Annotated in this window: 9 protein-coding genes, 2 tRNA genes and 1 other RNA gene; 6 read left to right on the top strand and 6 right to left on the bottom strand. The window is 74.6% G+C overall.

What is annotated here, in order from left to right; all coding sequences use genetic code 11:
• Window positions 1-302: 302 nt before the first annotated feature.
• From AB0F01_RS13145 to AB0F01_RS13135, 3 genes are all read right to left on the bottom strand, one after another.
• A complete protein-coding gene (locus AB0F01_RS13145; RefSeq protein ID WP_362094376.1) occupies window positions 303-692 on the bottom strand; it encodes a PIN domain-containing protein in 390 nt (129 codons plus the stop codon).
• Window positions 693-724: 32 nt separating this feature from the next.
• On the bottom strand, window positions 725-1,003 hold the full coding sequence (locus AB0F01_RS13140; protein WP_362093715.1) for a CopG family transcriptional regulator: 279 nt from the start codon (window positions 1,001-1,003) through the stop codon (window positions 725-727).
• Window positions 1,004-1,302: 299 nt separating this feature from the next.
• A tRNA-Ser gene (locus tag AB0F01_RS13135) sits at window positions 1,303-1,390 on the bottom strand.
• A 72-nt stretch (window positions 1,391-1,462) separates the two neighbouring features.
• Here AB0F01_RS13135 and ffs point away from each other — a divergent pair.
• From ffs to AB0F01_RS13105, 6 genes are all read left to right on the top strand, one after another.
• Window positions 1,463-1,561: signal recognition particle sRNA small type (gene ffs / locus AB0F01_RS13130), an RNA gene on the top strand.
• 102 nt (window positions 1,562-1,663) lie between these two features.
• Window positions 1,664-4,009 carry a DNA polymerase III subunit gamma and tau gene (locus AB0F01_RS13125; RefSeq protein ID WP_362093713.1) on the top strand — a complete coding sequence of 782 codons (2,346 nt, stop codon included), beginning with the start codon at window positions 1,664-1,666 and terminating at the stop codon, window positions 4,007-4,009.
• Between the two features lie 120 nt (window positions 4,010-4,129).
• Entirely contained in the window at window positions 4,130-5,446 is a 1,317-nt protein-coding gene (purD, locus tag AB0F01_RS13120; RefSeq protein ID WP_362093710.1) for a phosphoribosylamine--glycine ligase, read from the top strand.
• Window positions 5,447-6,369: 923 nt separating this feature from the next.
• Window positions 6,370-8,274: a hypothetical protein gene (locus AB0F01_RS13115; RefSeq protein ID WP_362093707.1), complete on the top strand. Its 1,905-nt coding sequence runs from the start codon at window positions 6,370-6,372 to the stop codon at window positions 8,272-8,274.
• Between the two features lie 417 nt (window positions 8,275-8,691).
• Complete coding sequence (locus tag AB0F01_RS13110) at window positions 8,692-10,191, top strand: N,N-dimethylformamidase beta subunit family domain-containing protein (protein ID WP_362093705.1); 1,500 nt, start codon at window positions 8,692-8,694, stop codon at window positions 10,189-10,191.
• 231 nt (window positions 10,192-10,422) lie between these two features.
• Window positions 10,423-11,322, top strand: a complete 900-nt coding sequence (locus tag AB0F01_RS13105) for a phosphoribosylaminoimidazolesuccinocarboxamide synthase (protein ID WP_362093703.1) — start codon at window positions 10,423-10,425, stop codon at window positions 11,320-11,322.
• A gap of 177 nt (window positions 11,323-11,499) precedes the next feature.
• Here the strand turns inward: AB0F01_RS13105 and AB0F01_RS13100 are convergent.
• The 3 genes from AB0F01_RS13100 to AB0F01_RS13090 all read right to left on the bottom strand — a co-directional run bounded on the left by AB0F01_RS13100 (window position 11,500) and on the right by AB0F01_RS13090 (window position 13,606).
• A tRNA-Gly gene (locus AB0F01_RS13100) sits at window positions 11,500-11,572 on the bottom strand.
• 22 nt (window positions 11,573-11,594) lie between these two features.
• The gene (locus tag AB0F01_RS13095; RefSeq protein WP_362093701.1) at window positions 11,595-12,209 is read right to left on the bottom strand and encodes a response regulator transcription factor; all 615 of its coding nucleotides are present in this window, start codon (window positions 12,207-12,209) and stop codon (window positions 11,595-11,597) included.
• Window positions 12,206-13,606 carry a histidine kinase gene (locus tag AB0F01_RS13090; RefSeq protein WP_362094374.1) on the bottom strand — a complete coding sequence of 467 codons (1,401 nt, stop codon included), beginning with the start codon at window positions 13,604-13,606 and terminating at the stop codon, window positions 12,206-12,208. Before AB0F01_RS13090 ends, AB0F01_RS13095 begins: the two co-directional genes overlap by 4 nt.
• Between the last annotated feature and the right edge of the window lie 18 nt (window positions 13,607-13,624).

The following is a 13,624-nucleotide window of genomic DNA, read 5'->3' as shown; positions in this document are numbered from 1 at the left end:
ATGACGGGCTGATGGAGGAGTCGGTGACACCGCTGCCGTCGGCCGTGCGCCGGCCGACGGCAGCGGGCACCGGCTCCGGTGCTGTCGTCGTCGCGCACCGACCATGGCGAGCCGACGGGCGTCGCCGTACGGCAGGCGTTTCGCCAAGTGGCGAACCAACCGGACGGGGCCTTCCGCTTGTTCGTCCAGGGGTTCGTGCGCGTACGGCAACGACCCGACCTGCGGCGGGAGTGGGGCATCGGCGGAGGTGGACGGTCCTGGACGGGGGCGAATGAGACCGGAACTGAGACCAGGCGGCCGCGTCATACCTTCTTGACGACGATGGTGTCCGGGAGGAGCTTCTCCAGGTCGTCCGCGTCCGAGGTGAAGACGGTGACCTGCCCCTTCTGACGGCGTGCGATGACAGCCAGCACGGCATCGATCGCGTACGTGTGACCGTGCAGCTCGGCGTCAGCCAGGAGGCGCCGGGCCTGGCGTGCCTCGTCCTTTCCGATGTCGGCGACCTTGAGCCGGGAGAGCACCCAGTCCCAGCGCTGTTCGGTTGTTCTGCCGTCGTACGCCTCGACCAGCGTCAGTGGGGACGTCACCACCTCGGCTTCACCCCGGGCCGCGAGGTCGAGCCAGGCGATCATCCTCCGGTCGCCGCGCACGGCCAGGGACAGGGCTTCGCAGTCGAGCACGAAGGCGCGCAGGGGACGCTGGCTGTGCTCACCGGCGCGCTACTTCACGCGGCCTCTCCAGCGTTGTTCCCTCCGGTGATGCGGCGGCGCTCGTGCTCGGCGTCGAGATCTTCCAGCTCCGCGAGTGCCGCCTCGTGCTCGTCCTCGGTGACCGGGCCGTGCTCCTTCTGCAGCCAGTCGACCAGCTCCAGCAGCCGGTCCCGATCGCGCTTGATGCGCAGTGCGTCGGCGACATACGCCGAAAGCCCCCGCTCAGCCGCATCAGCGCGGATCTCGTCGAGGAGATCTTCGGGGATCGTCACAGTGACCTTTTTCGTCCCCATACAAGAAACCGTACTCCTTGTGTAAGCGCCCATACCAGGGTCGCCGAGCCAGTCAGGTTCGGTCGCATTTACGGAAGCGATCGGCCAGATGGCGCGGAAGCCCCCCCGGGTGGCGCCTCTCGGCGCGGCACGGGGCGACGGCAGGTGATGGCAGCCGCCAAGGGGGCCACCTCAGCGGTGCGTGCGGCAGGGCTGGGATCGGTGGTGACGTGACGACCGCGACCCGAACTGCGACCCACGACGCCGAAGGGCCCCACCGCGAACGGTGGGGCCCTTCGACATCGTGCCCGGTGAGGCACTGGCGGAGGATACGAGATTCGAACTCGTGAGGGGTTGCCCCCAACACGCTTTCCAAGCGTGCGCCCTAGGCCTCTAGGCGAATCCTCCGCCAGGAACATTACATGACCGAGGGGAGTGCTCGCGAACTCGTTCCCGGCCCTCGGGATGGGGTAGCCTTTGCGCAGCCCCTCACGCGGCGCTATCTGACTGAACTCCCCCAGGGCCGGAAGGCAGCAAGGGTAGGTTGGCTCTGGCGGGTGCGTGGGGGGCGCTTGCGTGTGCGGGGCCGGATCGCGGTGGCGCGGCGGCTGCGGCCCGCTGAGGTCTCCCCGCTCCGGTGGGCCGGGCCGGATGTCGGTGGGCGCCTATAACCTCGTAGGCGTGTCGTCTCTCGCGCTGTACCGCCGCTATCGCCCGGAGTCGTTCGCCGAGGTCATCGGGCAGGAGCATGTCACCGACCCGCTGCAGCAGGCGCTGCGGAACAACCGGGTCAATCACGCGTACCTGTTCAGCGGTCCCCGCGGATGCGGCAAGACGACCAGTGCCCGGATCCTCGCCCGGTGCCTGAACTGCGAGCAGGGGCCGACGCCGACGCCGTGCGGTGCGTGTCAGTCGTGTCAGGACCTCGCCCGCAACGGGCCCGGTTCCATCGACGTCATCGAGATCGACGCCGCGTCCCACGGTGGTGTGGACGACGCCCGTGACCTGCGGGAGAAGGCGTTCTTCGGGCCCGCGCACAGCCGGTACAAGATCTACATCATCGACGAGGCCCACATGGTCTCCCCGCAGGGCTTCAACGCCCTGCTGAAGGTCGTGGAGGAGCCGCCGGAGCACCTGAAGTTCATCTTCGCCACCACCGAGCCGGAGAAGGTCATCGGGACCATCCGGTCGCGCACCCACCACTACCCGTTCCGGCTCGTGCCCCCCGGCACGCTCCGCGACTACCTCGGGGACGTGTGCGGCAGGGAGGGCATCGCGGTCGAGGACGGCGTGCTGCCGCTCGTGGTGCGGGCCGGGGCCGGGTCCGTGCGTGACTCGATGTCCGTCATGGACCAGCTCCTCGCCGGTGCCGGTGAGGAGGGTGTGACGTACGCCATGGCGACGTCCCTCCTCGGCTACACCGACGGCTCGCTGCTCGACTCCGTCGTGGAGGCCTTCGCCACCGGTGACGGGGCGGCGGCGTTCGAGGTCGTGGACCGGGTGATCGAGGGCGGCAACGACCCGCGGCGCTTCGTCACGGACCTGCTGGAGCGGCTGCGCGACCTGGTGATCCTCGCCGCCGTGCCCGACGCGGCCGACAAGGGGCTCATCGACGCCCCCGCCGACGTCCTGGAGCGGATGCAGGCCCAGGCCGGCACCTTCGGCGCCGCCGAGCTGAGCCGCGCGGCCGACCTGGTCAACGAGGGGCTGACCGAGATGCGCGGTGCCGCGTCGCCGCGCCTCCAACTGGAGCTGATCTGCGCCCGCGTGCTGCTCCCCGCCGCCTACGGGGACGAGCGGTCGGTGATGGCCCGCCTCGACCGGATCGAGCGGGGCGTGAACTTCTCCGCCGGGAGCGGTGCCGCCGGGATGCCCGCGATGGGCTACGTGCCGGGACCCGAGGGCCACGGGGCCGCTCCCGCACAGCACCACGGAGCCGACGCGGCGCCCGTGCCGCCCGTGCCGCCCGGGGGCGGTCCGGCCGCCGCCCGGGCCGCGGTACGGGGGCCGGGAGCCGGCGCGCCTCCGGCCGCCGCCGAACAGCCCCCGGCGCCGTCCGCCCCCGCGGCGCCCCCGCCCCCGGCGGCCGCCGCGGCTCCCGCGCCTCCGGAAGCCCCCGCGCCGACACCGGCCCCGCCCCCCGCCGCGCCTCAGGGCGGCTCCGACGCGCCCGGCGCCTGGCCCACCGCGGCCTCCGCCGGTGGCGGTGCCGGCGGCCGACGGCCCGGCGGCTGGCCCACGGCCACCCCCGCGGGCGGCGGCGCCCGGCCGCCCGCGCCGTCGTCACCCTCGGCCGCTCCCGCTGCCTCGGCGGCCCCCGCCGCACCCGCAGGGCCTCCCGGGGCGCCGGCGCCGTCGGCTCCGCCCCCGGCGCCGTCCGGCGGGGGCGGGCTCGACCCGCGGGTGCTCTGGCCGAACATCCTGGAGGCGGTGAAGAACCGCCGCCGGTTCACCTGGATCCTGCTCAGCCAGAACGCCCAGGTGACCGGCTTCGACGGCGCCACCCTCCAGGTCGGCTTCGTCAACGCGGGCGCCCGCGACAACTTCCTGAGCAGCGGCAGTGAGGACGTGCTGCGGCAGGCGCTCGGGGAACAGTTCGGGGTGCAGTGGAGGATCGAGGCGGTCGTCGACCCCTCCGGGGGCGGTGGCGTGCCTCCCGGCCCGTCCGGTCCGTCCGGCGGCCACAGCGGTGGCGGTTTCGGCGGTGCCGGCCAGGGTCCCGGCGCCGGGTACGGGGGCGGGGGCGCACCGCGCCCTGCCGCCACGCGTCCGGCCGCGGCACCGTCCGGGCCCGGAGGCGACGGGCCCGTGCGGTCCGCCGCCGCCCCGGCGGCCCCTCCTGCCGGCCACGGCTCCCCGGCCCCCGCGCCGAGACCCGCTGCCGCTCCGGAACCGCCGCCGGTGTCCCCCGAGGACGACATCCCCGAGGACGACGACCCGGATCTGGACGAATCCGCCCTGTCCGGAAAGGAGTTGATCGTCCGGGAGCTGGGCGCGACGGTGGTCGAGGAGATCAGCAACGACTGACCGGGACGGCGAGAGCCGGCGACCGACGGCGGTGGACTGGAGGAACGTACGAACGCGGGCGGTGGGCTTCCTCGGAAGCCCGCACAAAGGATGTCCGCGTTCTGCCGTTAGGCTGATGCCGTGAAGGTCCTCGTCATCGGCAGCGGCGCCCGCGAACACGCCCTGTGCCGCTCCCTGTCCCTCGATCCCGCCGTCACCGCGCTGCACTGTGCCCCGGGCAACGCCGGCATCGCCGAGGTCGCCGAGCTGCACCAGGTCGACGCCCTGGACGGCACGGCCGTCTCCGCCCTGGCCACCCGGCTCGGCGCGGACCTCGTGGTGGTCGGCCCGGAGGCGCCGCTCGTCGCCGGGGTCTCCGACGCCGTGCGCGCGGCGGGCATCCCCGTCTTCGGCCCCTCCCGGGAGGCCGCGCTGCTCGAGGGCTCCAAGGCCTTCGCCAAGGACGTGATGGCGGCGGCGGGCGTGCCCACCGCCCGGTCGTACGTCTGCACAACCCCCGAGGAGGCGAGCGCCGCCCTCGACGCCTTCGGCGCCCCCTACGTCGTCAAGGACGACGGGCTCGCCGCGGGCAAGGGCGTCGTCGTCACCGAGGACCTCGGCCTGGCCGCCGCGCACGCCGGGTCCTGCGGGCGGGTGGTGATCGAGGAGTACCTCGACGGCCCCGAGGTCTCCCTCTTCGCCATCACCGACGGCGAGACCGTCGTCCCGCTCCAGCCCGCCCAGGACTTCAAGCGCGCCCTGGACGGAGACGAGGGGCCGAACACCGGGGGCATGGGCGCCTACTCGCCCCTCCCGTGGGCGGACCCGAAGCTGGTCGACGAGGTCACGGAGACGGTGCTGCAGCCGACCGTGGACGAACTGCGGCGCCGCGGCACCCCGTTCTCCGGTCTGCTCTACGCCGGTCTCGCCATCACCTCGCGCGGGGTCCGCGTGATCGAGTTCAACGCCCGCTTCGGCGACCCCGAGACGCAGGTCGTCCTGGCCCGGCTGCAGACCCCGCTGGCCGGGGTGCTGATGGCCGCGGCCACCGGTGGCCTCGCCGACCTGGAGCCGCTGCGCTGGAGCGACGACGCCGCGGTCACCGTGGTCGTCGCCTCGCACAACTACCCGGACACCCCCCGCACCGGTGACCCGATCACCGGGCTCGACGAGGTCGTCGCCCAGGACGCCCCGGGCGCGTACGTGCTGCACGCCGGGACGCGGAGCGAGAACGGCGTGGTCGTCAGTGCCGGGGGCCGCGTGCTGTCCGTCACGGCCGTCGGCAAGGACCTCGCAGAGGCCCGGGACCGTGCCTACCGCGCGGTCGGGCGCATCCGGCTCGACGGCGGGCAGCACCGCACCGACATCGCGGCGAAGGCGGCCCAGGCCGTCGACGCGGTGCGCACGGCGCAGGTCGCGGCCGAGGCGGTGGCCGAGGCGGCCACGCGCACGCCGTAACAGCGCCCTCCTCGCCGACCCGTGGCTCCGGCCACGGCCACCTGCTGTGGCCGGGGCGTGGGGCCGGGAGTGCTTTCGCGTCGGCGTGTGCGGCTGGGTGGGCGTCGGGGTCCGTGTCCGCGCCCGGGTTTGCGTACGTGTCCGCGTCGGTGCGTTTGCGGCCGTGTCCGCGTCGGTGTCTGCGGCTGTGTCTCGCCGGAGGGAGCGGGGGCGCCGCGTTCTGCCGTCTGTGCGGTGTGCGGTCTGCCGTCCAGGGCGGTGCGCGGTCTGACGTCCGTGCGGTGCGCGTGCGGGCGGAAGCGCTGGGCACGGTGGCGTTCTGCTGTGCGGGCGAGGGTTCGGCGCCCTCCCGTCTGTGCGGTGTGCGCGCGGATGTCCGTACGTGCGCGCTGGTGCCGGTGCCCGGCCGTCCGTGCGGTGCGCGGGGCCGGCGTCCGGGCAGCGTGCGTCCGGGCAGCTTGCGTGCGGCGTCCGTCCGGGCCGACGGAGTGCCGCTCCTGCGGACCTGTGGGCCCGTGGCCCACACCTCTCCCCGCCGAGGACATGGCTGTGGTGACCCCATGACCGGATGGCCGCGGCAGGCCTCGCGTCCACCCGCGGCTTTCGGACACCCGGGCAACCCGTCGGGCTCCGCAGCCGTCTCAGGACGCGGCACCTCGTCTCGGTCTCGGGTGCGGGACTCGACGTCCGTACGGAGCTGGGGCCCTTGGCATGCCAACGTCAGCCACCTTTGCCCAAAGCCATTCCATCGGGTGAGCGATCCGCCATCCGGCTGACGAGGGCCGGGGCCCCAACTATGGTGCCGCGCATGTGTTCCGGCACTTGGCCCACCGGCATTGCGATGTCAGTGCCGGGTGCCACAGTGGGGGAGTGAGCAACGCCAGGACAGCCGCAGTGCCGACGGGAGGGGTCAGGGCCGGACCATGAGCGGAAGCGGGATGGGTGTGGAGGCGGGCGTGCATGCCGCGCGCTCCCGGGCGGTGGCCGTACTGCGGGTGCGCAGTCGGGCGCTGGCCGTCGCGCTCCTCCCGGCCGCAGCCGCCGTCATCCTGCTCGCCGGGGTGCCCACCGCCCACTTCGTGGGCCCGGGCTGGGACGCGGCCCGTCTGGTGCTCGTCCCCGCCGCGGTGCTCGCCCTGCTCGCCGCCGCCGGTGTCGCCCTGCTGGTCGCCCGCGCGCGCCCGGCCATGAGCCCCACCGTGCCGGTCCCCGAGGACGCCGCCCCCGATCTCTACCGGATGGTGCGCGACCTCGCCGAGCGCCTCGGCGTGCCCGCCCCGTCCGCGATAGCGCTCACCCCCGACTGCGACAGCTGGCTGGAGGACCGCACGCACCGGGCCCACGGCCTGCCCCCGGCCGAGGAGCACGACGACATAGCCGGCGGGGGACGGTATCCGGCGCGCCGGTCGGGTGCCGCGCCGGTGCTGGTCATCGGCTCGCCGTTCCTGTGGTGGATGCGGGTGGGGGAGCTGCGCGCGGTGCTGGCCCCGGTCGTCGCGGGTACGGGGCCGTCGGCGCACCCGGACATAGCCGCCGCCCGCCGCTTCGTGCGCGGGCTGGACGCCGCGGTCGCCGTGACCTCGGCGCCGCACCGCGGGCCGGTGTTCCGCGGGGTGCTGGCGGGCGTCGCCTGGGTGGCGCGGGCCCTGCTGCGCGGCTGCCGGGTGCACGCCGCCGAGATGGAGCGCTGCGTGGCGGCCGCGGCCGCCGAACGAGCCCAGGCGGTGGACTACGGCCTGCGGATCGTCGCCCAGGAGCAGGTGGGGCTCGCCTACGCGGGCTGGGACCGGCTGCTCACCCGGGTCGCACTGCCCGCCTGGCGGATGGGCCGCTGGCCCTGCCACCTCAGCGCCGGCGTGGTGGCCGCCCTGACGGAGCTGTCCCGTCGGGACCGTCTCGCGGAGGGTTTCGCCGCCCGCCTCGGTGAGCGTCCGGCCTGTGACCTGCTGGAGGAGCCGGGCGCGGTGGACGAGGCCGTCTCGCTGCTCGCCGCCCGCCTCTTCCACGGCGGCCCGGCGCACACCGGGCCGGACTGGGCGCCCGTCCACTGGAGCGACTATCCGGAAGAGGTGGTGGACCGCACGTGGCGCACCGACGCGGCCCGCCTCCACCGGGTGCTGGACGCGCTCGGCGTGCGTCTCGCCACCGGGGGCGGCTCCCCCGGCACCGACGGTCCCACCCTCGCCCGCATCCTGGACCACCTGTCGGCCCCGCAGCAGTCACCGACCCCGGGCTTCCCCGATCCCGCCGGGTTCGCCCTTCCGGGCTCCGCCGACTCCGCCGAGCCGCCCTCGCGGGGCCGTCCGCCCGCCCCCGCCGAGGATCCCGTGGTCGACGCGGACGAGGAGGGCCTCGCCGGCGCCACCGCCCGCAGCGCGGCCCTGGCCGCCCGGCTCAGCGCCGAACTGGCCCGCGAGGAGGCCGCTGCCACGGCTGCCCTGGCCACCGCGGGGCCCACGACCGCCCCGGGCGCCCACGCCCCGGCGGGGACGGCACCCGTCGGCTCCGCTTCCGCGGGAACGTCGGATGCGGCCCCCTACTGGGACGACCGCTCGCTCCCCCTGCTCCCGCTCCAGCCGCCGCGTTCCGGGCGCGAGTTGCTCTCGGACCACATCACGGCGATGGTCTGCTGCGCGGCCATGGACACCGCGGGCGCGACCCCCGGACTCGACTGGCTCGACGGACCGGTCCTGCTGGTCGGCGGAGCGCGGGCCGCGGACCTGTCGGACCACGTGCTGAGCCTCATCGAGGACGGCGACCCCACGGCACTGCGCGACTGGCTGTGTCGACAGGGCATCCGTCCGGAGAAGCCGGTCCGCCTGGTGTGAGCGGCCGGTCGCGCCACGCCTGCCGCGACCGGACCACGCCTGCCCCGACCGCACTGCGCCTCGGCCGGGCGGTGCGTCGGCCCCCGAGCCCTTTCGGCCTGCCGACGTCCCGGCCTGCCGATGTCTCCGCCGGCCGATGTCTCCGTCGGCCGGTCGTCCTGGCCCCGGCCCGCTCAGTCCGGCGCGGGCCCGCTCCGTCGCCCTGTGGGCGAGGGGCCGCACCACCCGCCGCACGCCCCGTACACCACCTCGCGCCCCGGAGGTCAACCTTCCGCTTTCGGTCAATTCACAACGACCGGTGACGGGGTGCGTGCGTTATGTGATGTGCTGGGACCGTTCACACGCTCGTTGGCAAGAGCTTGCGACATACGACAAGCACATAGAGGGCGGGCCGGGTGCGCGAGGAGGGGAGCCACCATGGGTGCGGATCGGAACCGCCGCGGGACGCCGGGTGCGGGGGCACACACCGTCGACGACGCCTTCGCCCGGGGCAACCCCGGGACCCTTCCGTGGTTACGCGGGGGTGAGCAGCAGGACGGCGGTGCCGGCGTCCCCGCGCCCTGGTACCTGGCGCCACCGGCAGCAAGCCCCGGCGCCGCCGACGCCCGTGCCGGGAACCTCGGCACGGTGGGGCCCCGGGTGGCCGACGACGTGCACCGGCAGATCAAGGGCTTCGCGTCGGCCGGCGGCGTCGCACCCGGCGAGTCGATCGACTTCCACATCACGGTCGACCCGCCCCAGGAGTTCGCCGTCGACGTGTACCGCATCGGCCACTACAACGGTCACGGCGGCACGAAGATCACGTCGAGTCCGCGCCTGTCGGGCATCGTGCAGCCTCCGCCGCTCACCGCGGACCGTACGGTCTCCTGCCACCACTGGTGGCTGTCCTGGCGGCTCCCGGTCCCGTCGTACTGGAGCGTCGGCGCGTACGTGGCCGTGCTCACCACCGCCGACGGGTACCGCTCGCACATCCCGTTCACGGTCCGCGACGACCGCCCGGCCGACCTGCTCCTCGTCCTGCCGGACGTGACCTGGCAGGCGTACAACCTCTACCCCGGTGACGGCCGCACGGGCGCCAGTTTCCACCACGCCTGGGACGAGGAGGGCCGGCTCCTCGGCGAGGCCGACGCCGCGACCACCGTCTCCTTCGACCGCCCCTACGCGGGGGACGGTTTCCCGCCGCACATCGGGCACGCCTACGACGTCATCCGCTGGGCCGAGCGCTACGGCTACGACCTCGGTTACGCCGACGCCCGCGACCTGCACGCCGGCCGCGTCGACCCGGCCCGTCACCGGGGCCTGATCTTCCCAGGCCACGACGCGTACTGGTCGAAGCCCATGCGGCGCACCGTGGAACGCGCCCGCGACCAGGGCACGTCGCTGGTGTTCCTCTCCGCCGGAAGCCTGTACCGGCAGGTGGAGCTGGGACCCTCACCGTCCGGTGTTCCCGACCGCCTGCTGACCTGCCGCCGACGCCGGAGCCCGGGCAGGCCGTTGCTGTGGCGGGAGAGTGACCGTGCGGAACAGCACGTGCTCGGCATCCAGTACGGGGGCCCGGTGCCGGAGCCGCACCCGCTGGTGGTGCGCAACGCGGACCACTGGCTGTGGGAGGCGACCGGCGCCGGGGACGGGGACCCGGTCGGAGGGCTGGTCGCGGGCGGGGCCGACCGCTACTTCCCGCGCGCCCCGCTGCCCGCACACGACGAACGCGTGCTGCTCGCCCACTCCCCGTACACCGACGGCGAGGGAGTGCGGCGGCACCAGGACACCTCGCTGTACCGGGCGCCGTCCGGCGCGTGGGTGTTCGCCTCGGGAACCTGCGCCTGGTCGCCGGCCCTCGACCGGACCGGTCACGTCGACCCCCGGATCCAGCGCGCCACGGCCAACCTCCTGGACCGGATCTGCAAACGGGACTGAGGACCGACCGTCCCCCTTCCCGGCCGTGAGAGGACCGACCGTCCGGGAAGGGGGACGCGGCCGTCCTCGCCCGTGCCCGGTCGACCCACCGTGCCTCCGGGCTCCTCCCGGCCGTCCCCGCCCATCGCCCCACCGCTCACCACCCACCACCCGTCACCCACCACCCGCGGCCGGAACGCATCCCCGCGTGCGGGAGAATCGAGCCATAGGACAGAACCACGGGGAGGCACCGTGTCCGGATTCGTAGAAAAGCCCGAGCCGACGCAGGTTCCGGGCCTGGTGCACCTGCACACCGGCAAGGTGCGCGAGCTGTACCGCAACGAGGCGGGCGACCTCGTGATGGTCGCCAGTGACCGCATCTCCGCCTACGACTGGGTGCTGCCGACCGAGATCCCCGACAAGGGCCGCGTCCTCACGCAGCTGTCCCTGTGGTGGTTCGACCAGCTCTCCGACCTTGTCCCGCACCACGTCCTGAGCACCGAGCTGCCCGAGGGCGCCCCCGCCGACTGGGCGGGCCGCACCCTGGTCTGCAAGTCCCTGCGCATGGTCCCGGTGGAGTGCGTGGCCCGCGGCTACCTGACCGGTTCCGGGCTGGCCGAGTACCGGCAGACGCGCACCGTCTGCGGCCTCGCCCTCCCCGAGGGCCTGGTGGACGGCTCGGAGCTGCCCGCGCCGATCTTCACCCCGGCCACCAAGGCGGCCGTCGGGGAGCACGACGAGAATGTCTCCTACGAGGAGGTCGTCCGCCAGGTCGGCGCGGACACCGCCGCCCGGCTGCGCCAGGCGACCCTGGCGGCGTACTCCCGCGCCCGGGACATCGCCCGTGAGCGGGGGATCGTCCTCGCGGACACCAAGTTCGAGTTCGGGTTCGACGGCGACACCCTGGTCGTCGCGGACGAGGTGCTGACCCCGGACTCCTCCCGTTTCTGGCCCGCCGACCAGTGGGAGCCGGGCCGTTCGCAGCCGTCGTACGACAAGCAGTACGTGCGGGACTGGCTGACGTCCGCGGAGTCCGGCTGGGACCGCGCGGCCGAGCAGCCCCCGCCGCCGCTGCCGCAGCATGTCGTGGAGGCGACCCGGGCCAAGTACGTGGAGGCGTACGAGCGGCTCACCGGCCTCAGCTGGGACTGAGGCGAGCCGACGCCCACGCCCACGGCTGCGGGTGCGCCCTCGGGCGGACCGGGAGTCCACCCGCAGCCCACCCCGTCGCCGAGCCCACCCCGTCGCCCAGCCACCCCGCGACGCAGGAAGACCCCGTCGCGACGCAGGAAGACCCCGGTCCCTGGGGGACCGGGGTCTTCCTCTCGGAGCGGACGACGAGGTTCGAACTCGCGACCTCAACCTTGGCAAGGTTGCGCTCTACCAACTGAGCTACGTCCGCGTGCGCCGTGGCGCGAGAGCAACTATACCCAACCGCGCTCGCGGGCGAGGCGCACCGCCGCATGACGGTTCTCCGCCCCGAGCTTGCTCACGGCCGACGACAGGTAGTTGCGCACCGTCCCCTGGGAGAGCGCGGCGCGCTCCGCGATCTCCGCCACCGGTGCCCCGTCGGCCGCCAGCTCCAGGACCTCCGCCTCACGCACGGTCAGCGGGGAGTCGCCGGCGGCGATCGCGTCGGCGGCCAACTCGGGATCCACGTAACGGTTTCCGGCGTGCACGGTGCGGATGATCTCGGCCAGCCGCTGGGCGCTGACGGTCTTGGGGACGAACCCGCGCACCCCCGCCGCGAGCGCGCGCTTGAGGTGTCCCGGCCGGCCGTGCCCGGTCACGATCAGCACCCGGCAGCCCGGGACCTCCGTGCGCAGGGATGTGGCGACCTTCACACCGTCGGCGCCGGGCATCTGCAGGTCGAGGACGGCGACGTCGGGCGCGTGTGCCCGGGCCATGGCCAGCGCCTCCGGGCCGGTGGCCGCCTCGGCGACCACCCGGAGGTCGTCCTCCAGGGCGAGCAGTGCGGCCAGGGCGCCGCGGATCAGGTGCTCGTCGTCGGCGAGCAGCACCCGTACGACCGCGGTCACGAGGCGTCCTCCGCCGGGTGGCCGCCGGCGGCCAGCGGCACCTCGGCGGTGAGCCGGAACCGGTCACCGTCGATGTGGCCCGCCGCCAGGCGGCCGTCCACCGCGGCCAGCCGTTCACGCAGCCCGGCCAGCCCGGAACCGCCGGACGGCGGAGCCCCGGCGGTCCCACCGATCCCGGCGGCTCCACCGACCCCGGCGGCCCCACCGATCCCGGCGGCCCCACCGATCCCGGCGGTCCCACCGATCCCGGCAGTTTCGTCGGAGGCGCGGGTGTCGCCGGCGGAGGTACTCCGGCCGTCCGGCGGCGCGTCGCCGCGGCCCGCACCCTCCGTGCCGGCCCCGTCGTTCTCCACCGTCAGCACCACGCGTCCCTCCACCGTCCGTACCGTCACCGCGCACCAGGTCGCGTTCCCGTGCCGCAGCACGTTCGTGGTCGCCTCCCGCACCACCCAGCCGAGCGCGGACTGCACCCGGGCGGGCAGTCCGGTCGGCCGGCCGGTCACCTCGCAGTCGATGCCCGCGGCGGCCAGGACGCCGCGGGCGCCGGCCAGTTCCGCCTCCAGGTCGGCCTCCCGGTAGCCGCGGACGACATCGCGGACCTCCCGTTGGGACGCGTGCGCGATGCGCTGCACCTCGACCATCTGCTCCACCGCCTCCGGCCGCTCGCGCCGGGCCAGTTGCACCGCGAGCTCGCTCTTGAGGGCGATCACGGCCAGGTTGCGTCCCAGTACGTCGTGCAGGTCCCGGCCGAACCGCAGCCGTTCCTCGGCCACCGCGAGCCGGGCCCGGGTCTCACGGGCCTCGTCGAGCGCGAACACCGCGTTCAGCAACCAGCCGGAGAACATCGAGGTGAAGGCGAGGAGGGCGGCGCCGACGAGGATCCAGGCGGCCATGAAGAAGGCGGCCCTCGTGGGCATGCCCACCAGCACCGCCACGCAGCCCGCGCCGAGGGAGAACCCGATGACGAGCGCTCCCACCTCGCGCCGGCTGCGCACGCCGAGGGCCAGGAACCCGGTACCGAAGATCAGCACGGTGCCGGCCACCGAGACGCCGGCCCCCGCGAGGTCCGAGCCGCGGGGCTCGCGCGCGGTGACCGCGAGGGCCGCCACCGCCACCGCGGCGGACAGGGCGCCCAGCGCCCACAGCAGGCGTACCGGCCGGGGACGGCGGCCGAGCATCCAGTCCACCGCGCGGGAGGCGGTCAGCATGCTCAGGGCGCCGTGCGCGCAGACCGCGGTCAGGAACAGGGGCACGGGCGCGGAGCCGGCCAGGCTGACGATGGCCAGTCCCACGGTGGCGATCTCGATGACCCCGAAGAAGTGGAACGACCACCGGGTGTACGTCTCGACCTTCGCCGGTGTGCTCTTGCGCCGCCACCAGCCGCCCGGCCTGCGCATGGTCCGCTCGCCCCGCTT

Source organism: Streptomyces sp. NPDC029526 (genome assembly GCF_040637405.1).
Lineage (GTDB): Bacteria > Actinomycetota > Actinomycetes > Streptomycetales > Streptomycetaceae > Streptomyces.
This window is presented reverse-complemented; position numbering and strand designations above follow the sequence as displayed.

Excerpts from the sequence above, each read along its gene's own strand:
- AB0F01_RS13090 (WP_362094374.1), bottom strand. The coding sequence starts at position 13,606 with ATGCGCAGGCCGGGCGGCTGGTGGCGGCGCAAGAGCACACCGGCGAAG.
- AB0F01_RS13140 (WP_362093715.1), bottom strand. The coding sequence starts at position 1,003 with ATGGGGACGAAAAAGGTCACTGTGACGATCCCCGAAGATCTCCTCGAC.
- AB0F01_RS13110 (WP_362093705.1), top strand. The coding sequence starts at position 8,692 with ATGGGTGCGGATCGGAACCGCCGCGGGACGCCGGGTGCGGGGGCACAC.
- AB0F01_RS13115 (WP_362093707.1), top strand. The coding sequence starts at position 6,370 with ATGAGCGGAAGCGGGATGGGTGTGGAGGCGGGCGTGCATGCCGCGCGC.